The sequence below is a fragment of the Corynebacterium kalinowskii genome, from assembly GCF_009734385.1.
GTDB lineage: Bacteria > Actinomycetota > Actinomycetes > Mycobacteriales > Mycobacteriaceae > Corynebacterium > Corynebacterium kalinowskii.
Genome location: NZ_CP046452.1, coordinates 602,686 through 628,581, shown reverse-complemented (window position 1 = coordinate 628,581; position 25,896 = coordinate 602,686). Strand labels below are relative to the sequence as shown.

The window sequence follows — 25,896 nt, the reverse complement described above, 5'->3', positions numbered from 1 at the left end:
GTTTACGGCGATTTACCTACCTGTAAACAGCGACTGTCAAAGACTACCCGGTAAACGCCCAAGAATACAAACCGCGTGGTTGCTAGCCTCGGTTACGGCGAACAGCGCGTCGACGACCCTGAGACTGCTGTGGCTGCTGGGATTCAGCTGGCTCTTCCGCCACCTTCTTCACCACGCGACGGCGCGAGCGCTGTGGCCTCTCCGCCTTTTCCTGCTGCTCCGCCTTATCGGCGGCCGGAGTTTCCTCCACCCTAGCAGCAACGCGCTTGACTACTCGGCGACGTCCCCGGCGAGGCGCGCCAGTCTCTGACACAGCCTCAGGCGCAACGTCAGGCTTTGACTCAGGCGCAGGTGCCGACTCTGGCGCTGGCTCCGGTTTTGGTTCTGGCGCGAAGTCTGCCTTACGTGGCGGGAAGTCCGACTTGGAGTTGCCCCGGGTTGCGCGACGACGGCGTGGCGAGTTGTTGAACTCTTCCAGCGCCTGCTCGTAGGAGGCACCTGATGGTTCCTCTGGATCCTGCTCGTCAGCGACCTCTACTGCTGCCGCCGCGATCTTCTCGATCTCGGAGACGGCCGAGTCCTCGTCCGGTTCTACCGAAACGACTGCTGCGGCCAGCTCCTCGATCGATGGCGATTCCTCGTGCTCTTCTTCATGAGCATCCTCGCGGTGCAAGGCCTTGATAGCTGGGTGTTCCTTAGGTTCGCGCTTCTTTTCAGCAGCCTTGGCTGCCTTCTTTCCGTAGATCGGACGGTCCTCGTCCTGATCAATCGGATCGGTGTGCAGGATGATGCCACGCCCCTGGCAGCACTCACACTCGGTAGAGAAAGTCTCGAGCAGACCAGTGCCCAACTTCTTACGGGTGACCTGGACAAGGCCGAGCGATGTCACTTCGGAAACCTGGTGGCGAGTGCGGTCGCGACCCAGCGTTTCGGTAAGACGACGCAAAACTAGGTCCTGGTTCTCCGGTAGCACCATGTCGATGAAGTCAATGACGATCATCCCGCCCATGTCGCGCAGGCGCATCTGGCGAACGATCTCTTCCGCAGCTTCCAAGTTGTTCTTGGTGACGGTCTCTTCGAGGTTGCCACCGGCACCGGTGAACTTGCCGGTGTTGACGTCGATGACGGTCATGGCCTCGGTGCGGTCAATAACGAGGGTGCCACCTGATGGCAGCCACACCTTACGAGCCAGGGCCTTATGCAGCTGCTCATCAATGCGGTAGAACTCAAAGGCGTCGATACCGCCATGGTCGTAGGACTCATACTTTTCGAGTCGTTCCGTGAGGTCTGGTGCCACCGAATTCACATATGCGGATACGGTGTTCCACGGACGGGCGCCGTCGACAACGAGCTTGTCAAAGTCTTCATTGAACAAGTCCCGAACCACCTTGACCAGCATGTCCGGCTCTTCATACATGGTGACAGGCTTGGCGCCACGAGTGGACTTTTCCTTTGCGGTGCGCTCCTGGATCTGTTCCCACAGGGAGTGCAAGCGATGGACGTCAGCGCCAATTTCGCGCTCGTGGACGCCTTCCGCAGCGGTGCGGATGATCGCACCGCCATCGCCTGGGACAACTTCCTTCAGGATTTCCTTGAGACGCTTGCGCTCCGGCTCAGGCAACTTGCGAGAGATACCTGCGCTGCGCCCGCCAGGTACGTACACCAGGAAGCGACCCGCCAGGGAAATTTGCGTCGTGAGGCGAGCGCCCTTATGCCCGACCGGATCCTTCGTGACCTGCACCAGAACCTGGTCGCCTGACTTGAGTGCCTGTTCGATCTTGCGGGAACGTCCACCCAGACCGGCGCTGCGCCAGTCGACTTCACCGGCGTAGAGGACGCCATTGCGTCCCTTTCCGATGTCGATGAACGCGGCCTCCATAGAAGGCAGCACGTTTTGCACGCGACCGAGGTAGATGTTGCCGACCATCGTGGACTGGGTGTCTGAGGTGACAAAGTGCTCGACGAGCATGGAATCTTCCAGCACACCCACCTGGGTCACACGACCGAGACCGTCTTCGCGCTCGCGTTCCCGCACGACCATGACGCGTTCGACGGACTCACGACGAGCCAGGAATTCTGCCTCGGAGACGACATGACGCTTTTTGCGTCCCTCTTCACGCAGCTCAGTGCGACGACGACGCTGCGCCTCCAAGCGCGTGGAACCCTTGATGCCTACTGGCTCCTCGGTGACTTCTTCCTGCACCTCAGGCTGGGCTTCCTCGACCCCACGGCCACGGCCCTTGCCACGACGTCCACGACGCTTCGGCGTGGCAGACTCCTCTTCATCTTCTTCTCGAGGCGTCGCGACTACAGGTTCTGGTGCCTTAAAGATTGGCGGAATGAAAATGTTTTCTGGTGCAGGGGTAATCGCAGGTTCGATGTCCTCGAGCAGCTCTTCCTCGGGGGTTAAGTCGATGACTGCGAGCTCGCGATCTACCTTCTCCTCGATCTGATGAATCTCATTTGCCACGTTCTTTTCCACGCGCTTGCGGATCGCCTCATCAACCTCTTGAGGCTTGTCCTCCGGCCCTGCGAGCGCATCCAGCACCTGCTCTGCCTCGGCCTTGGTCAGCGTCGATTGCGCGACCTTTTTCAAACCGATCTGCTTCAGCTCCTCGATGAGCTCTTTAGAAGTCAGGCCGATTTCCTTGGCCAACAGGTGAACCCGGACCTTCTCACCCAATTGGGTTCTATCAAATTGTGCTGCGCCGTTTGCCACGGTCTACTCCTGTGTTCATTTATGTGTGTGAGTCCCGGGCGCTTTGTCGAGCCGCCGCGCAGGTCACGCACTATTCGTCTTATTAAGCCTAAAACGCCCATCTGTCGCTCAGCGATCCCAACGGTCTGGGAGCGAACAACAGCGTTCGTGCTATCCATTGTGGCACATCGTCAGCCAAGCGTGCATGAACAGCGCGGCTACTAATGGATCCATCTGGGAATTGGTCGCAATAGGCACGTCGTCTCTCATCGTCGCAGCCTTGTCAGCTGAGCTTTTCGACGACCATCCCTGATTCAGGCCCCTAGTCTTCGTCTTCACGGTGGCCGGATTCTTGTGATGCCAACGCTGCGTTGGTGCAGGCGACTATCTATCTCGAAAGCTCAACTCGCTTGCGGTAGCGATCATTCAGAGGGAATAAAAACTTGCGGGTAGCACTATTGCTTGCTGGGACTTTGCCGGAAAAACGAATAGCGATCATTCAAACCGAATAATCGCTACCCCAGCACAGTCTCAGGCACCCAGCCGAGGGCACACCAACAGAAAAAGCCGCCACCACTTTCACAGTGGCGGCGGCTTGAAGACTTAAAGATTTAGAGGTTTGGGAACCAAATGCCAATCTCGCGCTCTGCAGACTCTGGGGAGTCGGAGCCGTGAACGACGTTCTCGCCAACGGTCAGAGCGAAGTCGCCGCGGATGGTGCCAGGGGTTGCCTTGGACACTGGATCAGTGCCACCGGCCAGCTGACGCCAAGCCTCGATAGCGCGTGGGCCCTCGACGATGCCAGCAACCAGTGGAGCGGAGGTGATGAAGGAGACCAGCTCGCCGAAGAATGGCTTGTCAGCATGCTCAGCGTAGTGCTTCTCAGCGGTTTCCTTGTCGGTGGTGCGCAGGTCCATAGCGACGAGCTTCAGGCCCTTGCGCTCGATGCGGGCAATGATTTCGCCAACGTGGCCGTTTGCAACACCGTCTGGCTTAATGAGGATCAAAGTACGTTCAGTCATGCTGGTTAGCTTACCTGCTCAACTAGTTCCACTGCAGTCTTTAGGTCCGCGTAGCGGTACCACAGGCGCACCTGCTTGATGGCCACATAGCCCTTACCCTGCGCTTTCAAGTCGCGAATCGTTGCTACTTGCTCCGGGGTGAGGGTAATTGGATTCTCATTCAACTTGCGTGCGTTCGCACGCTTAATCAGGCCACTGATCAGGCTGGAACCTGCAGCGACGATAAACAGCAATGCCAGCCACATACCCAAGTTCGCAGCCCGGGCGTACACGGCAAGCAAGGCGAAAACAGCAGCGGCGATGAAATCTAGGTTCCGGGACAGCATAAAACTCCTAGGTGTGTTGGGTCGTGAGCAGGCCGCGACGCATGCGCTCGATCAAGTTCTTGCGCAGCACGAGGATATACGCCCAGACTCCCACAAAAACGAGGCCCATGATGCCCATGGAAGGGTGAACGAAGAAACCCACTACTGCGAGCACCTGCAGCGCAAGGTTCACAGGCAAGGCAAAAGGCAACTTCTGCATGAACGCCCACACGAACATTGCCACGCCCACAAAGGTGACAAAGCCCCAGTTCAGCGGAGTCCAATGCTCGCCATTGTCTACCTTCAGGATGACGGTAAGCACCAGCAGCAGCGAGATGGCTTCCATGACCAGGGTGCCGGCCATCACGCCGCGCAGACCTTTGAGTGGATCTTTCGCCGGGGCGTGTCCAGGGCCGAGTGGGCCGTACTCCGGTTGACTCATGCTGGTTCCTTTCCAAACAGGGCACGGGCTTCACCCGCAGTGACAACGGAGCCGGTGACAATGATGCCGGATCCAGGGTATTCATCGGCCATCTCGATGGCGGTATCGACGGCGTCGACAAGGCGCTCAGCCACAAATACCCGCTCCTCGCCGAAGATTTCGCGGGCCATCTCCGCGAGCTCATATGCATCCATGACGCGCGGGGAGGTGTTCTGGGTGATCACGATGTCATTGAGCGCTGGTTCCAGCGCAAGCAGAACGCCACGCGCATCCTTATCCGCCAGGACCGAAACAACGCCGATGATGTGGCTGAAGGAGAAGTCGCGGCCCAAGGCTTCGCCCAGCGCGCGGGCGCCGTGTGGGTTGTGAGCTGCATCGATGAAGACGGTAGGGGTGGCGCGGACTCGTTCGAGTCGGCCGGGAGACTGGACCGTCGCAAAGCCTTCTCGAACCGTGTCCAGATCAAGCTGACGGCCCGCACCGGCACCAAAAAACGCCTCCACAGCGGCGAGCGCCACTGCAGCGTTGCGGGCTTGATGCTCGCCGGACAGCGGGAGGAAGATGTCCTCGTAGACGCCGCCCAAACCCTTCAACGTGAGCTGCTGGCCGCCCACAGCGATCGTGCTCGAGACCGCACCGAACTCGGACCCGGCGCGCGCCACGGATGCGTCGACGGAGACAGCCTTTTCCAGAATGACCTGCATCGCTTCCGGTTCCTGCTCGGCGATAACCACCACGTTGTCCGGCGGGGCAAGCAAATCATCGCTATCCCAGCGGGACTTGATGATGCCGGCCTTCTCCCCCGCGATCTCCGCCAGTGTCTCACCCAGAATTCCGGTGTGGTCCAAGCCAATCGGGGTGATGACGTCCACGTCAGCGTTCAGCACATTCGTCGCGTCCCAGCGACCACCGAGCCCGACCTCAACCACCGCAACATCCACCGGGGCGTCCGCGAAAGCAGCGTAGGCCATGGCCACGAGCACTTCAAACTTGCTCATCCGCACCTCAGAGCGGGCGTCGACCATCTCCACGTAGGGCTTGATCTCTTCCCAGATGCGGACGTAGTCACGCGGATGGATCGGCAGGCCATCAATGGCAATGCGCTCTGTCACCAGTTGCAGGTGCGGACTTGTCGTGCGCCCGGTGCGGCGGTGAAAAGCACGCATGAGCGACTCAATCATGCGGACCGTGGAGGTTTTACCGTTGGTACCCGCTACGTGGATCGCTGGGAAGGACCGCTCCGGGTTGCCGAGCAGGTCCATGAGGAGTGCAATGCGCTCAAGTGTCGGATCAATTTGAGTCTCCGACCAGCGCTGATCCAGCTCTGCTTCGACGCGCGCTAACTCTGCGAGATCCTCCGGGGTGATCTCGCGCGAGGAAGGTTCATTAGTGGGTCCCGCGGCATCAATGGGCAGGGTGAGCCCAGATTCATTCAGGGAAACCTCGTGTTCAGACATGCGGATTAGTGTAGCGCACGCACTTCGACGGCAACGTTAAAGTCTTCTGCCGGGATACCAATGCGAATGGCAGCGATGCCGTTGGAATCCATGCTGATCGTCTCCACCACTTCCGGCCACGGGTAACCATCCGGCCAGCGCTGCACTGGCACCTTGGCCAGCTCTTCTTGGCTTAAGTGACGCAAGTTGGGGTCGAACGGCACTAGCAGCTCGGCCAAGACGCTGAAATCGCCTGGGCTACCGGCGGAAAACTCCACGTAACGGAACCAACCGACATTGTGCGCCGCCCAGTAGCGTCGCTCAGCCGTGTGCTGCTCTTCCAACCCCGGCTCCAGGACGGTGTCCAAGGTGACTTCGGCGCCACCATCACGCTCACGGAACACGCCAATGCCTCGGGAGACTTTGTCGCGCAGGCGGAAGTCGGAATCCGGATCCGAGGCGATCGCCAACCCAACGGCAGTGGAGGCGGTGGGCAATGGGGAGCGATGGACGCGGTGTCCGTAGCGTTCGCGCAGCATGCGCGGAATAAGCGGCAGGGAGCTGGCACCGCCGACCAGGTAAATGCCGGCGATGTCGGTGTCGGTGAGGTTTTCCGAATCACCGATCAATGGCCTTAGTACCTCGTAGGTTTGCTCCACCAGCGGCGTCGCTGCCTCGTAGAATTCCTCCACCGGGATGATGACATCTTCGTCACCGACCTCCAGAATCAGACGGCGGGACTGTGGCTTTAGCTGTTCCTTGGCAAAGCGTGCCTCGTCCACGAGGTCTTGTTCGCGCCCGAGCTGGGCCTGTGCCAGGTCTGCGAGGAGGCGGTCGAAGTCATCGCCACCGAGCTGCGCGATCCCTAAGGTCTTCTCCACCACATGCTCATGCTCTTCAATCCGCATGAGTGTGCAGTCAAAAGTACCGCCACCGAGGTCATAAACCAGCACGGCGCGCCGCTTGGTGTTCAGAGTCCGGGCGTGACGGTGGGTGTATTCGAACGCTGCAGCCGACGGCTCGTTCACCATACCAACTACCGTGGCCCCGGCCTGCGTAAATGCTGCCAAGGTCAGGAGGCGCTGGGCAGAGTGCGAGTTCGCGGGCACACCGAGTACGACTTCGATCTCATCGGTGTCGAACTGCTCGCGTAGTTGCTCTACTACCTCCCGAGCGAACACATCCAGCACCTCACCCAGTGGGCGTTCGGCGTCACCGATACGCACCGGGGTGTGCGTGTTCGTTCCGGGAGCCGAGAGCAGCCGCTTGAAGGAGCGTGCTTTGGCAGGAAGATCCTCGGTTTTCCAACCCGCGACGAGCTGATCTCCGTCCAGGGCGACAACGGTAGGAATGTATTCCTGTGAATCCCCCACCGTATCCATGACGTTAACCACCGGATAGTTCCCGCGATCAACGCATGCGATTACCGTGCGGGTCGTACCGAAGTCAATGCCAAAGCGCATGTTTAAGTACCCTAGCCGAGCTCCTGCAACCGCGCAGTGATGCGCTCGAATTCCTCCCTCGCAAGGGTCTGGCGCGCGCGGATCTTCTCTACAACAGCATCCGGAGCTTTGGCCAGGAACGCCTCATTGCCGAGCTTCTTGGCCGTCGTCTCCAGCTCCTTCTCCGCTACCTTCAGGTCCTTTTCCAAGCGTTTGCGCTCAGCGTCCAGATCCACGGCGTCGGAAGTATCCAACTCGACTTCAACCGTGCCCTGGGACAGGCGCACCTCAATGCTTGCGCTCGGATTAAACTCTGCAGGCTTCTCGACGCGCGCCAGGCTGCGAATCGTCTCCTCAAGCCCAGCCAAATCCCCGAATTCCAGTCGGGCTGGGACCCACTGCGATGGCTTGACGCCCTGATCGGAGCGGAAGCGACGAATCTCGGTAATGAGTTTCTGCGCATCCTCAATACGACGAGCCGCTTCTTCGTCTGCTGGAAGACCGCCATTGGTCATCTCGGAGGTTGGCCAGGACGCGATGACGAGGGACTCGCCGTCGGTAAGCGCCTGCCACAGCACCTCGGTGACGAACGGCATCGCAGGGTGCAGCAGACGCAGCACCACATCCAGCACGCGACCGAGCACGAGCTGGGTGTTGTCGTTCATCTGGGTCTTGGCGATCTCGAGGTACCAGTCGCAGTATTCGTCCCACACGAAGTGGAAGAGTGCTTCGTTGGCCTTGGCGAACTGGTAGCGATCGAGGTAGTCGTCCACCTCGGCGCGAACGGTCTCGAGGCGGTCGAGGATCCACTTGTCGGCATCGGTGAGTTCCTCGCGGGCAGGCAGCTCGCCTACCTTAGCCCCGTTCATCAGCGCAAACTTGGTGGCGTTAAACAGCTTGGTCGCAAAGTTGCGGGAGCTCTGCGCGGCGTCCTCGCCAACTGGCAGGTCGACGCCTGGGTTGGTGCCACGGGCCAGGGTGAAGCGCAGTGCGTCGGCGCCATACTTGTTGACCCAGTCCATCGGGTCAATGCCGTTGCCCAAGGACTTGGACATCTTGCGGCCCTGCTCGTCGCGGACCAGGCCGTGGAGGAAGATGTCGGTGAATGGGATCTTCGGCATGCCTTCGGTTTCGGTGGCGGCGAAGGTGCCGAACATCATCATGCGGGCGACCCAGAAGAACAAAATGTCGTAGGCCGTGACCAGCACGGAGGTTGGGTAGAACTTGTCCAGCTCATCGGATTCGCCAGGCCAGCCCAGGGTGGAGAATGGCCAGAGTGCGGAGGAGAACCAGGTGTCGAGGACGTCTTCGTCTTGGACGTAACCTTCCGGCGCTTCCTCGCCAGGTCCGACGCAAACTACCTCGCCTTCTGGGCCGTACCAGATTGGGATGCGGTGGCCCCACCACAGCTGGCGGGAGATGGTCCAGTCGTGCATGTCATCGACCCAGTCGAAGTAGCGCGGCTCCAAGTTGGTCGGGTGGATCTTGGTGTCACCGTTGCGGACAGCGTCGCCGGACATCTTGGCCAGCTCATCGACCTTAACGAACCACTGCAGAGACAGGCGTGGCTCAATCGGCTCGCCGGAACGCTCGGAGTGACCGACAGAGTGCAGGTACGGGCGTACTTCCTTGACGATTCTGTTTTGTGCGGCCAGGGCTTCGCGGATCTTCACGCGAGCCTCGAAACGATCCATGCCATCGAACTGGGTACCAGTGTCGGCGATGTGGCCGGTGGCATCCATGATGGTCGGCATGTCCAGGTTGTGGCGTTGGCCGAGCGCGTAGTCATTCGGGTCGTGCGCCGGGGTGATTTTCACGGCACCCGTGCCGAACTCTGGATCGACGTAGGTATCGGCGACCACGATCATCTCGCGACCTTCGATGAATGGGTGCGGCAAGGTTTTGCCCACCAAATCCTGGTAGCGCTCGTCATCTGGGTGAACGGCGACGGCGACGTCGCCGAGCATGGTTTCCACACGAGTGGTGGCAACGATGACGTGGTCGCCGTTTGGATCGCCGTAGAGGATCGAGACGAGCTCGCCCTCAACGTCCTTGTACACAACCTCAATGTCCGAGACCGCGGTTTCCAGCACTGGAGACCAGTTGACCAGGCGATTCGCGCGGTAAATCATGCCCTTGTCGTACAACTGCTTGAAGATCGTCTGGACGGCGTTGGACAGACCCTCATCCAGGGTGAAGCGCTCGCGGGACCAGTCAACGCCGGAACCGATAGCGCGCATCTGCTCGGTGATCTTGCCACCGTACTCGCGCTTCCACTCCCAGACCTTCTCAATAAACTCTTCGCGCTCGTAATCCCAGCGCTTCTTTCCCTCGGTCTCGCGGAGCATCGCTTCGACCTTGGTCTGGGTAGCGATACCAGCGTGGTCCATACCCGGAAGCCACAGGACTTCATAGCCCTGCATGCGCTTGCGACGGCACATGGCGTCGATAAGCGTGTTGTTCAGCGCATGGCCCATATGCAGCTGACCGGTGACGTTCGGCGGCGGAAGCATGACAGAGAAAGGCTGCTTATCGCTGCTTGGGTCAGCAGTGAAGTAGCCCTTTTCTACCCAGCCGTTGTAGAGGTCTGCTTCAACGGCTTGTGGGTCCCAGCTTTTTGGTAGTTTATCCGCGCGATTTGTCATGGGGACTATCTTAACGCGCTTGCCGAACTGGGTTTAGGTGCCCCGGACGAACTTGTCGGGCAGGCCAAATTCGTCCGGTTGGTTCTCTCTTATTCCCAGCGACCAGCGTTGCCACATGCGACTTTTCGCTCATCACCGAAAAATTCGTCCGGATATGAACGCACTGCACGCAAAAGCCTAAACCTTTGATCACATTGGTTCGGACCTAAAGTTGAAATAAACACCAAGCCCAGCAGGTTCTTCATAGCCTCGCACACTAGGTCAGGTTGCCACTCCGTTGAAGCCCGTCGGGGCTAACGCGTTGACTGCTCGAATTGCCGAAGCAAAGGTGCATCCCGGTACCCAAAAGGCAACGAGCTCTGCCTACTTTGGATGAGAGTTAAGCTGCCGTCATATCGAGGTCAACGAGGTCATAGTACTTTCCGTGCTTGCGAACAGTTTCAGACACATCATGATCTACGATTTTGTTGCTCTCGGCCTTGAACCCCTCTAGCCCAACTGCCCGATTACCTAGTTGCGCGGCAGTATAGAGATATTTCAACACCGAATCGTTTAGCGAATGGTAGTTGTGAATCTGCCCAATTACAGCTTTTTCCAGCGCGTCCCATTCTTTGCGTTGCCCCGAAGCTGCACCAAACAAATGCATAGTATGGACCACTGGCACCGACTCAGAGGCAAGTGCTTGTGCAGCATTGATCATTACGCGCCCACCTAGACTATGGCCGACCAGAACACATTCTGAAATATCGGACTTCTTGATCAACGTCGCCAATGCCAAACCTGTTTTATTTGCGCGATTGACAGCAACGTGCCAAGGATTCTTTGCCAAATCAGCAACTGTAAGCAATGGGGTTATCGGTCCCGCCACCTTTGCTAGAGCTTTACTGGCTTTTGCTACTGTCTTTAGTACTATTTGCCCCGCAGCTGCACCGCCTGCTTGAAGCCCCAGCGCAACAGCGAGATCACGGCTTCCTTACTTCCCCACTCAATTAGATAAATCGGCGACTGTGGGTAGGCTTTTTCGACAGCTCGGACTGGCGATCGCCAGTCCAAGCTTTTTTCCGTGGTAAAACCGCGAGCAATGAGAACCGGTACCCCGCCATTACCCTCTCTAAGCTTGGTGATTTTGAATGACTTATCTTCACTGATCCAAGCGCTTGCGACCTTCGTTCCGAAAGCAGTACCTAGCATCCCACCAGCTGCGGATACGACGAGTGTGCCACCTGCCATTCCTAAACCACCAGAAGCCAGAGAACCGAACCCTAGCGCAGCCAAGCCTGCATTAGTCGCAACCGCACCTGAATACCCCAAGAATGTGGAACCTACTATTCCACCGATAGCAGGAGCTGCAGCAAATCCAATTCCACTAGCAACTCCTAAGGCTGCGACTCCAGTTGCCACATATTTTGCACCTTTGATCACATTCGGGGACTTGTACTCCATAAGTTTTCCAAAATCCGCCAAATCTGCAATCCGCATGTCTGCCTTTTCAAAGTCCGGAATATCGTGTCGGTGCTCAGCACAGAGAGAGGCGACATTTTCCAGGGAATGAAACTTAGTAGCAAAGTGCTTACAGGCAGGAACGACACAATGTTGAGTCGCGTTTCCACAAGTTTGGCAAATAAAGGTCTTCTTGCCGTCGACAACTCGATGTTGGGCCAACGCAAAACAGTGAGAACAATAGCCCTCTTGAAAATCATCGATGAGTAGGTCAGAAAGCTCAGCAAGATAGGTCGCCGTCCTTCCCAGCTCAGCAGCTTGAGCGAGAAAGGTTTCCTTTTCGGCTTCAGTTTCTGAGTCTTGATACGCCTGATAAGCAACAGCCGCTAGCCAGATACTATTCAAGATCGCTTCATTGGAGGTCAGTACTTCGTCTCCGCTGACATCGGGAGTATCTGCATCAGCCACCTTGCATATGATTGCATACCTACCCATCTTGGAACGCACTTCACATTCAAAGCGCCCCTCTTCGCCCGCTTTGAATACGACAGCTTCGGTTTGGAACTGGTTCTTAGCCATGGTTGTTGCCCTTTACGAAAAATAGATGATCACTAAGTACCATTTTTCATGAACTGGAACACAATGTCTTTTCAGAACGCTTAAGCGGGGGCACTTCCCAAAAGCAAAAGCGCCCCTCCATCAGGAGAGGCGCTTAACAAAAAGGGATTAACCCAGCAGATCCTTCACGGCTTCGCGCTCTTCCTGAAGCTCTGCGACGTTGGCGTCGATAAGCTGGCGCTGGAAGTCAGAGATTTCCAGACCCTCAACGACCTTCCACTCGCCACCTTCAGAGACGGTTGGCAGGCCAACGACGATGCCTTCTGGGATGCCGTATGCGCCGGTGGATGGGATGGCTGCGGAGACCCACTGGTCGGTGCCGTTGATCCAGTCATGCATGTGGTCGATGGCAGCGGATGCAGCAGATGCAGCGGAGGAGCTACCGCGAACCTCGATGATTTCTGCACCACGCTTTGCGACGCGCGGGATGAACTCATCCTTGTACCAAGCAGCATCCACGAGCTCAGATACTGGCTTGCCTTCGCAGGTGGCGTAGGTGATGTCTGGGAACTGGGTAGCGGAGTGGTTGCCCCAGACGACCATCTTCTCGAAGTCGGTAGAGTCCTTGTCCAGCTTGGTGGCCAGCTGGGACAGGGCGCGGTTGTGGTCCAGGCGCATCAGAGCGGAGAAGCGGGATGCTGGTACATCCTTCGCCGCGGACTGAGCGATCAGTGCGTTGGTGTTGGCTGGGTTGCCCACGACGACGACGCGGATGTCGTCAGCAGCGCCCTCATTGATGGCCTTGCCCTGTGGGCCAAAGATCTTGCCGTTCGCAGCGAGCAGATCGGAGCGCTCTTCGCCCTTGCCACGTGGCTTAGCGCCGACGAGGAAGGCGGCAGAAGCACCGTCAAAAGCCTCGTTGGCGTTCGAGGTGATCCGAATGTTCTTGAGCAATGGGAATGCGGAGTCCAGGAGCTCCATAGCGACGCCTTCGGTGGCACGCAGCGCTGGGTCGATCTCCAGGAGGTTGAGCTCGACTGGAACGTCCTTGCCGTACACATCGCCATTAGCGATGCGCCACAGCAGAGAATAAGCAATGTTGCCGGCAGCGCCGGTGACGGTGATCTTCTTAGGAGAGTTCATGTATGTGAAATCCTTTCGGACAAAGTGCGGTGGCGACCCGCGAAGTGTTTACCTCCCCCAAGCGTAGCGAGAAACGACCGGATGCACAGCACGAAATTTTCGTGCGACCAATTACGGGTGCACAGCCAACGACACAAAATTCAGCAGCCACTACCCCACAATTGGGTGGGAATCGTTCATCTACACAGCACCTTTAACGAGCCCGTATCGCATTCGGACTTTTTCAGGCACCATAAGTTCTATATCTGTACGCAATAAAAATGAAGAAAAGGTCTTGTGCTGTGAACGCCTCGGTTCAATCTGAAACTGCTCGTGTGGTCGAAACGGCGATGGTCCAGTTTTCGGAGGTCGGCTTCGACGAAGCCAAGATCGACACCATTGCCCAGGAATCGGGCATGTCCAAACGCATGATTCATTACCACTTCGGCGACAAGAAGGGCCTCTATATGGAGGCCCTCAAGCTTGCTATCGCTCAACTGCGCCCCGAGCCGCAGGATATGGAGCTGGAGTCAACGGTGCCGGTTGAGGGCGTACGGAAGGTCGTTGAGGTCATCTACCGGCGCATCACTTCGCATCCCCATGCAGTGCGACTCATGGTGCTCGAGAATCTGTTTGGTTGGGGCGGTATGAATGACAGCGCTGCACTCGCCGACCAATCCATCGTGTTGTTGCAGATGGACAAGCTGCTGATGATGGGCCAGGATGCCGGCGCTTTCCGCTCCGGCATCTCCGCCATCGACGTCTATTCCATCATCACGTCGATCTGTTTCCACCGCACGGTGTACTCGGCGACCTTCAATAACCTCTATTCCATCAACTTGATGGATGAGGCCAACCTCGACGGCAACCTGAACCTGGTCATTGACACCGTGCTGGCGTTCCTCACCTCAAATCTGGGTTCCAGAGATGAGATGAGCTACCTGAAGCTACGCGCTGACAGCAACGACAAGGGCGCCAGCAGCGCAATTTACGACAACGAACTCGAGTTTTAGGCGGTCTTTTCCTTCTCGGCGGTAGTCACGAGGCGCGGTTCTGACTCGCCACGAGCAGCAGCTTCAGAGATGATGACCTCGGCTAGATCCTCGCGATCCGGAATGTCGTACATGATCGGAACAAGGATCTCTTCCATGATGGAACGCAAACCTCGCGCACCGGTCTTACGCTCCAGCGCCAGATCCGCAATAGCTTCGAGCGACTCGTCCGTGAACGTCAATACAACGCCATCCATCTCGAACAGGCGCTGGTACTGCTTAACCAGGGAATTGCGTGGCTCGGTAAGCACCTTAACCAGGGAATCGCGATCCAGATTAGTCACGGTTGCCACCACCGGAAGGCGACCAATAAACTCCGGGATTAGGCCGAACTTCACCAGATCCTCTGGGCGCACCTCAGAGAAGATGTCGACTTCGTCCCGATCAGCTTTGGAAGTAACCTCCGAGCCGAATCCCAAGCCCTTCTTGCCACGGCGTGCCTCAATAACCTGCTCCAAGCCCGCGAACGCGCCAGCCACGATGAACAGGATGTTGGAAGTGTCCAGCTGGATGAATTCCTGGTTGGGGTGCTTGCGGCCACCCTGTGGCGGCACGGCAGCGACGGTACCTTCCAGAATCTTCAGCAGCGCCTGCTGCACACCTTCACCGGACACATCGCGAGTAATCGACGGGTTCTCCGACTTACGGGAGATCTTGTCTACTTCATCGATGTAGATAATGCCGCGCTGGGCGCGTGCAACATCAAAGTCGGCAGCTTGCAGGAGCTTGAGCAAGATGTTCTCCACGTCTTCACCAACGTAACCCGCCTCGGTCAGCGAGGTGGCATCGGCGATGGCGAATGGAACGTCGAGAAGCTTCGCGAGCGTCTGCGCGAGGTACGTCTTGCCGGATCCGGTTGGGCCAAGCATGAGGATGTTGGACTTGGCCAGCTCGATGTCGTCGTCGCGCTTCTTGCCCAGGTTGCGGGATTCTTCGGCGCGGATGCGCTTGTAATGGTTGTAGACAGCGACGGCGAGGACACGCTTCGCTCGCTCCTGGCCGATGACATACTTGTCCAGGAACGCAGAAATCTCCGTCGGCTTCGGCAGTTTCTGCTCGCCGGACGTTTCGGCAGCGGCAGCACCGAGTTCTTCCTCGATGATCTCGTTGCACAGCTCAATACATTCGTCACAAATGTAGACGCCGCCACCGGCGATGAGCTTCTTTACCTGCTTTTGACTCTTGCCACAGAAGGAGCATTTGAGCAGGTCAGCGCTTTCTTGCATGCGTGCCATAGGTCTGTTCGATCTCGCAATCTAGGGCCGGGTGGAAATGGGAGTTGCCCTACCCTACCGCAATTATTATCACGGGCAAGAATGCCCCGCCGTGGCTAGGCTGGGCTCCATGATCCTCAACTCTGTCTCCTTTGGTTCTGGCTCCGCGACTCCCCTCGTCCTGCTCGGTTCGCTCGGTTCGAGCGCCGAAATGTGGCTCCCCCAGCTCGATTATTTCGCGGCATCCAGGCGCGTTATCGCCCTCGACCACCGCGGCCACGGGGCCTCTACAATCGAAGGGCCCGCGCTTATCGACGACCTCGCCTCCGACGTCCTATCCACGCTAGATTCACTGGGTGTCACGACGTTCGACGTTATCGGCTTGTCTCTCGGTGGCGCCGTTGCCCAGCACCTTGCCCTGAATTCCGGTCGGGTTCGCAAGCTAGTGCTCACCTCTACGGCGGCGGTTTTCGGCACTCCGGAATCGTGGACTGAGAAGGCAGCTATCGCACGTTCGGGAGGCCTGGACGAGCTTTCACACACCGTGATTAGCCGATGGTTCTCCCCTACCTGGATCGCAGCGCATCCAGCATCCTTGGAGCACTGGCGCCGCATGATTTCCGCGACCCCGGCTGAAGGCTATGCGGTTGCGTGTGGCGCGCTATCTTCCTTCGATTCCACGTCATGGCTTTCTTCCATTGAAGTGCCAACCCTCGTCGTGGCTGGCACCGAAGACGGCTCGACCGCACCTGAGGTGGTCCGGTTCTTGGCGGACTCCATTCCGGACGCCGAGTATCACGAGTTCTCCCCGGCCGCGCATTTGCTCAATGTCGAGCGTGCCGAGGATTACAACCGTCTGGTGGAAGAGTTCTTGGCCTAGTACTTAAGTACTCGGACGGTCTTTTCAGCGTCCGGGTTGGTGAATTTTCGCTGCACTTTGACCACGGTCATTAGCGAGTTAGGGTCGAGCTCTTCCTTGTACCCGGCTGCACAAGCTTCTATTTCGGTGTGGTCGAACCACTCGATGGCGGCTTCCGTGCCGTCGGAATAGATCAGGCCGATTCCCGAGGAAAATTCTCGGCTGTAGCTACTGCCGAATTCACTCGGAATGTCGCTGCCTTTGAATCCCCGCTCTTCGGCAAGCTCCGGCGAGCTGTAGGGACAGAATACATAAGCCTTCTCCACCGGATGCTCCGCCACTTGTGCGAGGGTGAAGGAATCGTGGCTGCGGATGGCTTCCGCAAGTGGGGCTGCGTCGTTTCCGCAGGCGACAAGGAACAGACAACTAAGACCTGCCACGATTCGTTTCATGGCTCTCAACCTACCCCCCATAACAGAAAAGCCAGCCGAGAATTTATCTCAGCTGGCTGTTTGACTATCCCTTAGCCGTTCAGCTTGCGGTAGTCGAAGACCTGGTCAATGAGGCCATATTCCACTGCTTCGGCCGCGGTGAGGATCTTGTCGCGGTCAGTGTCGATGCGGATCTGCTCAGCGGTCCTGCCGGTGTGGTGAGCCAAGGTGGTTTCCATGAGGGAACGCATGCGTTCGATCTCACGGGCCTGGATTTCCAGATCAGAAACCTGGCCCTGCACGCCACCGGTGGCAGGCTGGTGGATCAAGATGCGAGCGTTAGGCAATGCGGCACGCTTGCCCGGTGCGCCGGCTGCGAGCAGGACTGCCGCAGCGGAGGCAGCCTGGCCGAGGCAGACAGTAGAGACATCTGGACGGACGTACTGCATCGTGTCATAAATTGCCATCAACGAGGTGAAAGAACCACCTGGGGAGTTGATGTACATGGTGATGTCGCGGTCTGGGTCCATGCCCTCGAGGACGAGGAGCTGCGCCATGATGTCGTTAGCGGTGACATCGTCAACCTGGTTGGCCAGGAAGATGATGCGCTCTTCAAAGAGTTTGTTGTAAGGGTCCGTTGTCTTCGTGCCGTAAGCGGATTGCTCGACGAACTGCGGAAGGACGTAACGGGAAGTAGGCATCTGCATGATGTGTGTGAGTCCTTCCTAGTTGGTGATGTCGCCGTGCTTGGCGTGCTCGATGACGTGGTCGACGAAGCCGTATTCCTTCGCCTGCGCAGCGGTGAACCAGCGGTCACGGTCAGAGTCCTTGGTGATCTGCTCAAAGGTCTGTCCGGTGTGCTCCGCGATCAATTCCGCCATTTCGCGCTTGGTGTGTGCGAACTGCTCAGCCTGAATCGCAATGTCGGAGGCGGTGCCACCAACACCAGCGGAAGGCTGGTGCATCATGATGCGGGCGTGCGGCAGTGCGTATCGCTTGCCCTTGGTGCCTGCGGAGAGCAGGAACTGACCCATGGAAGCCGCCAGGCCCATGCCGTATGTGGCGATATCACACGGCGAGTACTTCATGGTGTCGTAGATCGCCATACCCGCGGTGACGGAGCCACCTGGGGAGTTGATGTACAGGGAGATGTCGCGGTTCGGATCCTCGGCGGACAGCAGCAAGATCTGAGCGCACAGCTTGTTTGCGATGTCATCGTCTACCTGGCTACCCAGGAAAATGATGCGCTCGCGGAGCAGGCGCTCGTAGACGGAGTCGCTCAGATTCATTCCGTTTGGTGAGGTCATAAATTCCCTACTTTCTAATCTTCGTTAGCAACCAATGTAACGCACCGCGCCACGGAAAAATGCCCATGTTCGCTGTCAGCGTTGCGCTCCACGCAACACTGGTAATCATTGAAACAAAACCAGCAAATAAAGCTATTATTAAAGAATGGGCTGGCCCTATCACTCCGAGATCGAAACAAGCGCCTTACGCGAGCGCTTGATCGCTTTGGGCATTGCCAAAGCCGGTACCATTTACGCTCCGGCGCCAACCTTAGCGCACACAATCGATCCTAATTCGGGCCAGTTTGCTACTGCTCGCGCCATCTTCCCGACCGATAAGGAATTTCAGGACGAGTTAGCTCGCCGAGTTTCGGCAGCATTTGAAAATCATTTCGTCGACAAGCGCGTGCTGGAAACCTGCCAGATTCCTTTCTCGGAACGGCTCGTGAGATACAGCAATGCAACTAGATCTTTTGGGCAGGAAGATCCAGCTGCCTTCACTGCTTATTTCACCCTCGCTCGCACCACAAAACTTCCAGAATCATTCGACTCCGAATTAGAGGGAGTCGACCCAGCTTTTCGGGTCATCTTGGACATGGTCCGGTCAGAAATGCGACAGCACCACGGCCCACAAGACGTTTGGCTATGGATATCGGTATCGACAACAATCTACGCAGGTTTCGTCGGCTTGGCTCACCTCAATACGTTCGGCATCGCGAGCAATCTTCTCCCCGCAGGCAAACGCCAGCTTTACATTTCGATGGTCAATCACCTCTACGCTAGCTCCTGGGACGTGCTCAAGACGGGAACAATCTGCTGTCCTGAACCCGAGCCCTTCCGCAATCCCCAGGACTATTTCGTCCCGCCGGCACGCAAACTGCCGCTTAACGACGCCGAACAGACCCGATTTGCCCTATTCCGCAGCGCGATCGAGCTCATCAAAAACGATGGCCCTGAAGCATTGTCGCTATCCTCGGTCGCCGCGCGCATCGGCCTGCACTCTTCAAATTTCCTACCATTCATCGAGATGGAGCGATCGCTCGAGTCTCAGGTGGAAGAGTTCCTCAATTTATACGTTAAATCCATATTCATCGAACAAGCGCGACTTCTCCAACCCGAACTACCGCCATATTTGCATGGCACACTGCCTGGTGTTGCGTACGCCAGTCTCGCAATGATCGACCCGCTCACCTTCCAAGTACTGAGCACGATTGCATCGGGGTCCATCGTTCCCATCGAATTTGACACCGAACTTGGCGATCTAGAAATGGGAGACGCGCTCAAGGCACTCTTCACCATCGTGGAGAAAAATATCGTTCTAGGCGGTGGCCCCACCGACTCGTGGAGCCTGTTTGAAACCACCGTCAGCCTTTGGGCAACCGTCCACGGCCTAGCAATGCTGATGAGCTGTGGCGCGCTCTCCGAACTTGAGGAAAATCTTCGATTCGACCTCATCCGCACCGGCGTCGATGTATCCAGCTCTGGCATGGTGCGACGCTGGGGCCTTCATCTGCCTGGCGTGACAGATCAATTCCACCAAGTTAATCGATGAAATGGCAAAGGCCCGGCGGGATAAATCCCACCGGGCCAAAGCTTTAAGGAAGATTAAGCCTCAGCAGACTCGGTCTCTTCCTCTTCAGCACCGAAGTACTGAGCTGGATCAACGTCGTTGCCGTCTGCATCCTTGACGGAAGTCTTGCAGATTGCAGCTGCGAGAGCCTTGCCACGACGAACGTCGGCAAACAGGTTAGCAATCTGGCCAGACTGGGTCAGCTGCTGGACGAACTGGTTAGGGTCCATGCCGTAGGACTGGGCGGTGAACAGAATGTGGTCAGACAGCTCCTGCTGGGAAACCTCTGGCTGCTCTTCCTCTGCAAGAACGTCAAGGAACAGCTGGGTGCGAACTGCATCTTCAGCGGACGTGCGGGAGTCAGCATCGAACTTCTCGCGAGACGTGCCCTGTGCCTCCAGGAGGGAGTTGAACAGGTTCTCGTCGCCGCCGAACTGGCCGAGCAGCTGCTGAAGCTGGCCCTGCACCTGCTCCTCAACGATGGACTCAGGCAGTGGGAACTCGGACTGTGCCAAAGCTTCCTTCAAAACAGCGTCACGAATAGCGCTAGCCTGCTGACCCTTGGAGTTCTCCTCCACCTGCTTGGCTAGGGACTCGCGCAGCTCAGCAATGGTGTCAAACTCGGAAGCCATCTGAGCGAACTCGTCATCAGCTTCAGGAAGCTCGCGCATCTTGGTAGCGGTGATCTCAACCTTGACCAATGCTTCCTTGCCCTCGTACTCAGGCTGGGTCAGGGTCGTGGTGAACTCGGCTTCTTCGTCCTTCTTCATGCCGATGAGAGCCTTGTCGAGGCCGTCGATAAGCTCGTCGCTACCGATTTCGTAGTTGAGCCCCTCGGTGGTGGCTTCGTCAACTGGCTCGCCGTCCACGGTAGCGGAGAGGTTGATGGTGACGAACTCGCCCTTCTTCAGCTTGTGGTTGTGGTCCTTGAGAGTGCCGAAGCGCTCGCGCAGGTGATCCAACTCGTGGTCGATAGCGTCTTCGCCCGCAGCCAGTGCTGGAACCTCGACGTTGATCTTGGAGAAATCAGGAACGGTGATCTCAGGGCGAACGTCAACGTCAGCAGTGAACTCGACGAGCTCGCCGTCTTCCAACTTGGTGACATCGATGACTGGCTGGCCGATAACCTTCAGCTCATGCTCGTCAACCGCCTGGGAGTAGCGGGAAGGAAGCATGTCGTTGATGACCTGCTCCAGCACGGGGCCGCGACCGATGCGTGCCTCAAGAAGCTGACGTGGAGCCTTGCCCTTGCGGAAGCCCGGGATGGAAACCTGCTGAGACAGCGTCTGGTAGGCCTGGTCGAATTCAGGCTTGAGTTCCTCGAAAGGAATCTGCGCTGTGATCTTGACGCGGGTTTCGCTCAGCTGCTCTACGGAACTCTTCACGAGTAAATCTCCTGGGGTCGGTTAATACGATTGAATTAAGTCAACACTCTACCTGTGGCAATTTCAGCCTAATTCAACGAGGGGGTCTTAACAGTGGCACAAACAAAAATGAGGTACCACATTACTGTGACACCTCATTACTGTCGGGGCGACAGGATTTGAACCTGCGACCCTCTGCTCCCAAAGCAGATGCGCTACCAAGCTGCGCCACGCCCCGTTGCTTGTCCCGCTGTTGTGCGGTACGAGAGAAGACTTTACACAGACTTCGACAGAGAAAGCAAAACGGCAGGTAGTTCTGATATTTTCCGCTTCTATGGGTCGCAGCCACACCTGTGCTTAACGGACGGTGCACCTCGCCGAATTCACAGTACTGAAATTCCACAGCCACTCACGGAACCCCAATCCACTCCTAATGAAAACCACTCAACCAGGTACTACACACCACACCTGAGAACGAAAAATCGCCCTAACCTGAGGTTAAGGCGATAAAAATCTTGGAGGGAGTGACGGGAATCGAACCCGCGTCACCAGCTTGGAAGGCTGGGGTAATAGCCACTATACGACACTCCCGCATGTGGTACGACGCATAACTATAGCGCACGCAGAAACACTTTCCCAAATCTCCATTCTGTTATTGAACTGTGCCAAAGATTAGACCTATATTTCAAATAAGCTCTCTAAAATCAGTCCTTATGCAACCTAAGATTATCGATGCCAATTCCGGACAAGAACTGTGGACAGCAGCCGAGTGCGCTCAGTATTCGAACACTGCTCGCGGTACTTTCACCAGTTACGCCGGTCGCGGACGCGCACCGAAGCCAGTTGCCAAGCTTCATGGGCTCACACTGTGGAGTTCCGAGGACGTACGCGACTGGGCAGCTAAGCGACAGAAATCTCGCACAACCTCCGAGGGTTAACCCCCACGGAACTTTCGGCCCCGATTATCCGTTTCTCCTACATCATCCCCAATAGTTTTAGGAGAGTGTGGGCGTGGGCCTATTAATTGTTGTGCTCGCTGTTGCCGGCGCAGTTGTTGCGGTTTCTTATCTAACTAAGGGTGGCAAAGCCCAAAGCGCAGCCGATTTCGATGATGCTGCCGCAGACGCACGTCGTTGGATCGAACGCCTGGGCAGTCAGGTCTTGTCTATCTCTGGAACCGACGTTGCATCCACCCAAGCGATGGCGGATGCCTCTGAACGGTACAACGCTGCGAGCTCCCAAATCAGCACTGCCCAGACTGTCAAGCAGGCGGGACTCGCCCGAGAATCGGCGTTGGAGGGTTTGCACTTTGTCAATGCAGCTCGCGACATCATGGGACTGCCGGCAGGTCCGGAGCTGCCACCTCTAGAAGGTCAGCGTCAGGCAGGTCAAGTGACTGAAGATCGCACGATCAACTTCGAAGGCCGCCAGATCACCGTATCCCCACAGGCTACGCCACAGGCCAATCACTATCACCCGGGCGGCATGGTTGCTGGCCGCCCTGTTCCCGCAGGTTGGTACTCCGAACCATGGTGGGCATCTGCATTGCGCACCGGCGTGTGGACCGCAGGCTCTGTTTTGCTGTTTTCCTCGCTATTCAATGGCATGTCTGGCATCGGCTACGATGCCTCAGCGTTCGAGAGCGGATATGGCGACGGTTTCCAGGACGGTATGGATGCCGCTGGTTCCCAAGATGTCGGGGACGCCGGCGCGGATACCGGAGGGGACTTTGATTTCGGCGGCGGAGACTTTGGTGGTGGCGACTTCGGTGGATTTGATTTCTAGTCGCACATGAAGAAAGACCCCGAGTATTTCTCGGGGTCTTTTCTCACTCAAAAACTATTCGGTCGGCAGTGCCGGAGCGATTCCGGTCTTTTCGTAGTCAGCAAGGATGTCGATACGACGCTGGTGACGCTCTGCCTGGCTCCACTCCTGATCGAGGAACGCGTCGACAATAGCGAGCGCTTCCTCTTCAGTGTGCATGCGACCACCGAGGCCGATGAGCTGGGCGTTATTGTGCTCGCGGGCGAGGCGTGCAGTCTCTGGGGACCATGCCAGTGCGCAGCGGGCACCCTTGACCTTGTTAGCTGCAATCTGCTCGCCGTTGCCGGAGCCTCCGAGGACGATGCCCAGGGAACCTGGATCGTTCACGGTGCGGGAAGCTGCCTCGATGCAGAATGCTGGGTAATCGTCTTCGGCATCGTAGGTGTGAGCGCCACAGTCAATGACCTCGTGACCGAGGTTCTTGAGGTGCTCGGCAATAACATTCTTCATCTCGAACCCTGCGTGGTCCGCTCCAAGATATACGCGCATATGTCTGATTGTAGTTGTTCGTCACAAAGTTGGACTAATGACTACGAGCGGGGCTAGCGTCGGAGATAACTGCCTGTTTATAGGAGGGTATCGCCTTGTCCCATGCGCCCGTTGTACGAACCGTTCGTCACGACATCAATGCCAAGCCGTTCATCGTGATTTGGGAGGTGACTCGAGCCTGCGCCCTCGTGTGCAAACACTGCCGCGCGGATGCCCAACATGAACCAAACCCGAATCAGCTCACCACGGAGCAGGGCAAGCGGTTGCTGGACAAGCTGGCAAGCTACGACAGGCCAAAACCGTTGGTTGTCTTTACCGGCGGTGACCCTTTCGAGCGCGCCGACCTTGAGGAGCTCACCCGATACGGCACCGAGCTGGGCCTGAATATCTCCCTCTCCCCTTCTGTCACCCCGAAGCTCACCCCAGAGCGAGTGAGGTCCCTGCGCGAAGCCGGTGGCAAAGCTATGTCCATGTCGTTGGACGGCGCCACCCCAGAAACTCACGATGCTTTCCGCGGATTCTCGGGTACTTTCGACCAAACCGTAGCGATGGCCCCGGTCATCAACGAAGCGGGCTACCGACTTCAAATCAATTCAACGCTGACCAAGAAGAACATCCGCGAAGCCCCTGCCCTGCTCAAGAAGGTCATCGAGATGGGCGCAAAGATGTGGTACGTCTTCTTCCTCGTCCCCACCGGCCGCGGCGCAGATCTCAACGCCCTCAGCCCACAGGAGCGAGAAGATGTGCTGCACTGGCTCGCCGACGTCTCCAACCGCATCGCAATCAAGACCACCGAAGCGCCACAATATCGCCGCGTGGTCATCCAAAACGAGCAAGGCGTGCTTTTCGACGGCGGGGACCTCTACCGCGAGCTCACCGAAGAGACTGCTGAATTGCTCGGCGCTGTAGCAGAAAATCCACGTCCACCACGGGCGCCGATGGCGGTCAACTCAGGCTCCGGCTTCGCATTCATTGACCACGTCGGTGATGTCTACCCCAACGGTTTCCTACCGCTGCACTGCGGAAACGTGAAGACTGAGGACTTCCATGACATTTACACCAACTCCCCGGTGTTCAAGAAGCTCCGCGATCCTAATTCATGGCACGGCAAGTGCTCCGTGTGCGAGTTCCACGATGTCTGCGGCGGTTCTAGGTCCACGGCTTACGCCCTCACCGGCGATGTGAGTGCCTCCGATCCGACGTGCGTCTACGTGCCACCTGCATGGAATGGGCCCGCACCAGAGGTACCGACGCGCCCCGTTGAGATTCCCATTACAGTTGCCCGGACCGCGGAAGCGTCAGCCGCACACCACTAGCCCCATCAGTTAACATGAGCTCCTTAACCTTAAGGAGCTCATTGTGCGTCGTTCGTTCGTTACCACCATTGCGTGTATTGCTGCGTTTTCCCTCAGTTCCGTACCTGCCGGTGCCGTCGGTAGTTCTTTCGGCAGCTCGGATTCTGCCCCTGTGGCGTCGCAAAGCGCGGGCACTTTAGCCACGCTCAACAGCCTGCCAGTGAAGGGTCGCGCACCGAAGACGGGCTACGAACGGGCGCAATTCGGACAGGCGTGGACCGATGATGTCAATGTCGAATACGGCCACAACGGCTGCGATACCCGCAACGATATTCTGCAGCGCGACCTGGTCAATGAAACGTTCAAGGACGGTACCCGTAATTGCGTGGTACTGACCGGGTTGCTACACGATCCTTACACCGCCGCCGACATCAACTTCGTCCGTGGCCAAGATACGTCCAGCGCGGTGCAAATCGACCACGTCGTGGCGCTTTCTAACGCGTGGCAGACGGGCGCACAGCAGCTGAGCGAGGAGCAGCGCCGCAACTTCGCGAACGACCCGCTCAACCTGTTGGCAGTCGATGGCCCTGCGAACCAGCAAAAAGGCGACGGTGATGCCGCGACCTGGCTGCCGGCGAACAAGGCCTTTCGCTGCGAATACGTCACTCGGCAGGTGAATGTGAAAGCAAAGTACCAGCTGTGGGTGACCGCGCCCGAAAAGGACGCGATCAGCAACATTTTGGTGAAGTGCCCTTAGGCATCGCTGCCAAATAGTTCCTTAGTTGAACTCTGGATCCTCAGTCCTCGTCCGCTTGATTTCGAAGAAATGTGGGTATTCGGCGAGGGCAAATGCACCGTCAAAGATCTTGCCGGCTTCTTCGCCTCGTGGGATGCGGGTGAGGACCGGGCCGAAGAACGCGGTGTCACCGAGTTTGACCACCGGGGTTCCTACCTCGTCGCCCACGGAATCCATCGCACCAGCGTGGAATTCTCGGAGCGCACCATCCCATTCATCGGTGTTGGCCACGGCCGCCAACGATGCAGGCAGCCCTACCTTTTCCAGAGCAACAGGGATGAGGTCGTCATAGCCACCAAAGCCCTTTCGGCCACCATTGCCCTCGTTATGCACCATTTTTCCGAGGACTGTATACAGCTCGTCGACGGACTCAGGGTGCTCAGTGGCGACGGCAGCGAACACGCGAGCTGGTCCCCAGTTCGCTTCCATCATTTTCATGTAGGTGGGGTCGAGGTCACGGCCGTCGTTAAGCACAGCCAAAGACATCGGTACCCACTCCACGGTGATGTCGCGAACCTTCTCCACCTCCTTGATCCAGCGGGAGGTGATCCAGCAGAACGGGCAGGAGACATCGAACCAGAACTTGACTTGTGCACTCATAATTTT

Annotated in this window: 24 protein-coding genes and 2 tRNA genes; 7 read left to right on the top strand and 19 right to left on the bottom strand. The window is 57.5% G+C overall.

The genetic code is table 11. The features are described 5' to 3' along the window. Window positions 1–82: 82 nt before the first annotated feature. From CKALI_RS02975 to CKALI_RS02930, 10 genes are all read right to left on the bottom strand, one after another. On the bottom strand, window positions 83–2,719 hold the full coding sequence (locus CKALI_RS02975) for a translation initiation factor IF-2 N-terminal domain-containing protein (RefSeq protein ID WP_156191882.1): 2,637 nt from the start codon (window positions 2,717–2,719) through the stop codon (window positions 83–85). A 590-nt stretch (window positions 2,720–3,309) separates the two neighbouring features. Further along, entirely contained in the window at window positions 3,310–3,720 is a 411-nt protein-coding gene (gene ndk / locus CKALI_RS02970; RefSeq protein WP_156191881.1) for a nucleoside-diphosphate kinase, read from the bottom strand. Between the two features lie 5 nt (window positions 3,721–3,725). After that, window positions 3,726–4,046, bottom strand: coding sequence for a hypothetical protein (locus CKALI_RS02965; RefSeq protein ID WP_156191880.1), 321 nt, complete (start codon window positions 4,044–4,046; stop codon window positions 3,726–3,728). A 7-nt stretch (window positions 4,047–4,053) separates the two neighbouring features. Further along, on the bottom strand, window positions 4,054–4,467 hold the full coding sequence (locus tag CKALI_RS02960; protein WP_156191879.1) for a DUF4233 domain-containing protein: 414 nt from the start codon (window positions 4,465–4,467) through the stop codon (window positions 4,054–4,056). After that, on the bottom strand, window positions 4,464–5,924 hold the full coding sequence (gene folC, locus CKALI_RS02955) for a bifunctional tetrahydrofolate synthase/dihydrofolate synthase (protein WP_156191878.1): 1,461 nt from the start codon (window positions 5,922–5,924) through the stop codon (window positions 4,464–4,466). Before folC ends, CKALI_RS02960 begins: the two co-directional genes overlap by 4 nt. Window positions 5,925–5,929: 5 nt before the next feature. Then, entirely contained in the window at window positions 5,930–7,366 is a 1,437-nt protein-coding gene (locus CKALI_RS02950) for an Hsp70 family protein (RefSeq protein ID WP_156191877.1), read from the bottom strand. Window positions 7,367–7,377: 11 nt separating this feature from the next. Continuing rightward, the gene (locus CKALI_RS02945; protein ID WP_156191876.1) at window positions 7,378–9,990 is read right to left on the bottom strand and encodes a valine--tRNA ligase; all 2,613 of its coding nucleotides are present in this window, start codon (window positions 9,988–9,990) and stop codon (window positions 7,378–7,380) included. Window positions 9,991–10,369: 379 nt separating this feature from the next. Further along, window positions 10,370–10,903, bottom strand: coding sequence for a DUF726 domain-containing protein (locus CKALI_RS02940; protein ID WP_231580546.1), 534 nt, complete (start codon window positions 10,901–10,903; stop codon window positions 10,370–10,372). Then, window positions 10,900–12,009: an MFS transporter gene (locus CKALI_RS02935; RefSeq protein ID WP_156191874.1), complete on the bottom strand. Its 1,110-nt coding sequence runs from the start codon at window positions 12,007–12,009 to the stop codon at window positions 10,900–10,902. Before CKALI_RS02935 ends, CKALI_RS02940 begins: the two co-directional genes overlap by 4 nt. A 147-nt stretch (window positions 12,010–12,156) precedes the next feature. Then, on the bottom strand, window positions 12,157–13,131 hold the full coding sequence (locus CKALI_RS02930) for a malate dehydrogenase (protein ID WP_156191873.1): 975 nt from the start codon (window positions 13,129–13,131) through the stop codon (window positions 12,157–12,159). 281 nt (window positions 13,132–13,412) lie between these two features. Between CKALI_RS02930 and CKALI_RS02925 the strand changes: the two genes are divergently transcribed. Beyond that, window positions 13,413–14,123 carry a TetR/AcrR family transcriptional regulator gene (locus tag CKALI_RS02925; protein WP_231580519.1) on the top strand — a complete coding sequence of 237 codons (711 nt, stop codon included), beginning with the start codon at window positions 13,413–13,415 and terminating at the stop codon, window positions 14,121–14,123. Here CKALI_RS02925 and clpX read toward each other — a convergent pair. Beyond that, complete coding sequence (clpX, locus tag CKALI_RS02920) at window positions 14,120–15,397, bottom strand: ATP-dependent Clp protease ATP-binding subunit ClpX (protein ID WP_156191871.1); 1,278 nt, start codon at window positions 15,395–15,397, stop codon at window positions 14,120–14,122. The two genes, CKALI_RS02925 and clpX, sit on opposite strands and share 4 nt — an antisense overlap. A gap of 109 nt (window positions 15,398–15,506) precedes the next feature. On the opposite strand from clpX, the gene pcaD reads away from it, so the two are divergent. Continuing rightward, the gene (gene pcaD, locus CKALI_RS02915) at window positions 15,507–16,256 is read left to right on the top strand and encodes a 3-oxoadipate enol-lactonase (RefSeq protein WP_156191870.1); all 750 of its coding nucleotides are present in this window, start codon (window positions 15,507–15,509) and stop codon (window positions 16,254–16,256) included. Here pcaD and CKALI_RS02910 read toward each other — a convergent pair. From CKALI_RS02910 to CKALI_RS02900, 3 genes are all read right to left on the bottom strand, one after another. Further along, complete coding sequence (locus tag CKALI_RS02910; RefSeq protein ID WP_156191869.1) at window positions 16,253–16,687, bottom strand: hypothetical protein; 435 nt, start codon at window positions 16,685–16,687, stop codon at window positions 16,253–16,255. The genes pcaD and CKALI_RS02910 overlap by 4 nt on opposite strands. A gap of 71 nt (window positions 16,688–16,758) precedes the next feature. Next, entirely contained in the window at window positions 16,759–17,373 is a 615-nt protein-coding gene (locus CKALI_RS02905) for an ATP-dependent Clp protease proteolytic subunit (RefSeq protein ID WP_156191868.1), read from the bottom strand. Between the two features lie 18 nt (window positions 17,374–17,391). Next, entirely contained in the window at window positions 17,392–17,973 is a 582-nt protein-coding gene (locus CKALI_RS02900; RefSeq protein ID WP_156191867.1) for an ATP-dependent Clp protease proteolytic subunit, read from the bottom strand. 145 nt (window positions 17,974–18,118) lie between these two features. On the opposite strand from CKALI_RS02900, the gene CKALI_RS02895 reads away from it, so the two are divergent. Beyond that, window positions 18,119–19,504, top strand: coding sequence for a hypothetical protein (locus CKALI_RS02895; RefSeq protein WP_156191866.1), 1,386 nt, complete (start codon window positions 18,119–18,121; stop codon window positions 19,502–19,504). 53 nt (window positions 19,505–19,557) lie between these two features. Here the strand turns inward: CKALI_RS02895 and tig are convergent, their stop codons facing one another. From tig to CKALI_RS02880, 3 genes are all read right to left on the bottom strand, one after another. Next, entirely contained in the window at window positions 19,558–20,907 is a 1,350-nt protein-coding gene (gene tig, locus CKALI_RS02890) for a trigger factor (protein ID WP_156191865.1), read from the bottom strand. Window positions 20,908–21,050: 143 nt separating this feature from the next. After that, window positions 21,051–21,124, bottom strand: a tRNA-Pro gene (locus tag CKALI_RS02885). Between the two features lie 278 nt (window positions 21,125–21,402). Then, a tRNA-Gly gene (locus tag CKALI_RS02880) sits at window positions 21,403–21,477 on the bottom strand. A 122-nt stretch (window positions 21,478–21,599) separates the two neighbouring features. Here CKALI_RS02880 and CKALI_RS02875 point away from each other — a divergent pair. Both CKALI_RS02875 and CKALI_RS02870 read left to right on the top strand, forming a co-directional pair. Next, complete coding sequence (locus tag CKALI_RS02875; protein WP_156191864.1) at window positions 21,600–21,824, top strand: helix-turn-helix transcriptional regulator; 225 nt, start codon at window positions 21,600–21,602, stop codon at window positions 21,822–21,824. A 73-nt stretch (window positions 21,825–21,897) separates the two neighbouring features. Continuing rightward, complete coding sequence (locus CKALI_RS02870; RefSeq protein WP_156191863.1) at window positions 21,898–22,671, top strand: DUF1542 domain-containing protein; 774 nt, start codon at window positions 21,898–21,900, stop codon at window positions 22,669–22,671. A gap of 54 nt (window positions 22,672–22,725) precedes the next feature. Here CKALI_RS02870 and CKALI_RS02865 read toward each other — a convergent pair whose 3' ends face one another. Next, on the bottom strand, window positions 22,726–23,199 hold the full coding sequence (locus CKALI_RS02865) for a ribose-5-phosphate isomerase (RefSeq protein ID WP_156191862.1): 474 nt from the start codon (window positions 23,197–23,199) through the stop codon (window positions 22,726–22,728). A gap of 95 nt (window positions 23,200–23,294) precedes the next feature. Between CKALI_RS02865 and CKALI_RS02860 the strand changes: the two genes are divergently transcribed. Continuing rightward, the gene (locus CKALI_RS02860; RefSeq protein ID WP_156191861.1) at window positions 23,295–24,515 is read left to right on the top strand and encodes a TIGR04053 family radical SAM/SPASM domain-containing protein; all 1,221 of its coding nucleotides are present in this window, start codon (window positions 23,295–23,297) and stop codon (window positions 24,513–24,515) included. A gap of 43 nt (window positions 24,516–24,558) precedes the next feature. Continuing rightward, the gene (locus tag CKALI_RS02855; protein WP_231580518.1) at window positions 24,559–25,251 is read left to right on the top strand and encodes an HNH endonuclease family protein; all 693 of its coding nucleotides are present in this window, start codon (window positions 24,559–24,561) and stop codon (window positions 25,249–25,251) included. Window positions 25,252–25,272: 21 nt separating this feature from the next. On the opposite strand, the gene CKALI_RS02850 is transcribed toward CKALI_RS02855, so the two are convergent. After that, the gene (locus tag CKALI_RS02850) at window positions 25,273–25,890 is read right to left on the bottom strand and encodes a mycothiol-dependent nitroreductase Rv2466c family protein (RefSeq protein ID WP_156191859.1); all 618 of its coding nucleotides are present in this window, start codon (window positions 25,888–25,890) and stop codon (window positions 25,273–25,275) included. Window positions 25,891–25,896 lie beyond the last annotated feature (6 nt).

Excerpts from the sequence above, each read along its gene's own strand:
- ndk (WP_156191881.1), bottom strand. The coding sequence starts at position 3,720 with ATGACTGAACGTACTTTGATCCTCATTAAGCCAGACGGTGTTGCAAAC.
- CKALI_RS02965 (WP_156191880.1), bottom strand. The coding sequence starts at position 4,046 with ATGCTGTCCCGGAACCTAGATTTCATCGCCGCTGCTGTTTTCGCCTTG.
- CKALI_RS02960 (WP_156191879.1), bottom strand. The coding sequence starts at position 4,467 with ATGAGTCAACCGGAGTACGGCCCACTCGGCCCTGGACACGCCCCGGCG.
- folC (WP_156191878.1), bottom strand. The coding sequence starts at position 5,924 with ATGTCTGAACACGAGGTTTCCCTGAATGAATCTGGGCTCACCCTGCCC.
- CKALI_RS02950 (WP_156191877.1), bottom strand. The coding sequence starts at position 7,366 with ATGCGCTTTGGCATTGACTTCGGTACGACCCGCACGGTAATCGCATGC.
- CKALI_RS02945 (WP_156191876.1), bottom strand. The coding sequence starts at position 9,990 with ATGACAAATCGCGCGGATAAACTACCAAAAAGCTGGGACCCACAAGCC.
- CKALI_RS02935 (WP_156191874.1), bottom strand. The coding sequence starts at position 12,009 with ATGGCTAAGAACCAGTTCCAAACCGAAGCTGTCGTATTCAAAGCGGGC.
- CKALI_RS02930 (WP_156191873.1), bottom strand. The coding sequence starts at position 13,131 with ATGAACTCTCCTAAGAAGATCACCGTCACCGGCGCTGCCGGCAACATT.
- clpX (WP_156191871.1), bottom strand. The coding sequence starts at position 15,397 with ATGGCACGCATGCAAGAAAGCGCTGACCTGCTCAAATGCTCCTTCTGT.
- pcaD (WP_156191870.1), top strand. The coding sequence starts at position 15,507 with ATGATCCTCAACTCTGTCTCCTTTGGTTCTGGCTCCGCGACTCCCCTC.
- CKALI_RS02910 (WP_156191869.1), bottom strand. The coding sequence starts at position 16,687 with ATGAAACGAATCGTGGCAGGTCTTAGTTGTCTGTTCCTTGTCGCCTGC.
- CKALI_RS02905 (WP_156191868.1), bottom strand. The coding sequence starts at position 17,373 with ATGCAGATGCCTACTTCCCGTTACGTCCTTCCGCAGTTCGTCGAGCAA.
- CKALI_RS02900 (WP_156191867.1), bottom strand. The coding sequence starts at position 17,973 with ATGACCTCACCAAACGGAATGAATCTGAGCGACTCCGTCTACGAGCGC.
- CKALI_RS02895 (WP_156191866.1), top strand. The coding sequence starts at position 18,119 with ATGGGCTGGCCCTATCACTCCGAGATCGAAACAAGCGCCTTACGCGAG.
- CKALI_RS02875 (WP_156191864.1), top strand. The coding sequence starts at position 21,600 with ATGCAACCTAAGATTATCGATGCCAATTCCGGACAAGAACTGTGGACA.
- CKALI_RS02865 (WP_156191862.1), bottom strand. The coding sequence starts at position 23,199 with ATGCGCGTATATCTTGGAGCGGACCACGCAGGGTTCGAGATGAAGAAT.
- CKALI_RS02850 (WP_156191859.1), bottom strand. The coding sequence starts at position 25,890 with ATGAGTGCACAAGTCAAGTTCTGGTTCGATGTCTCCTGCCCGTTCTGC.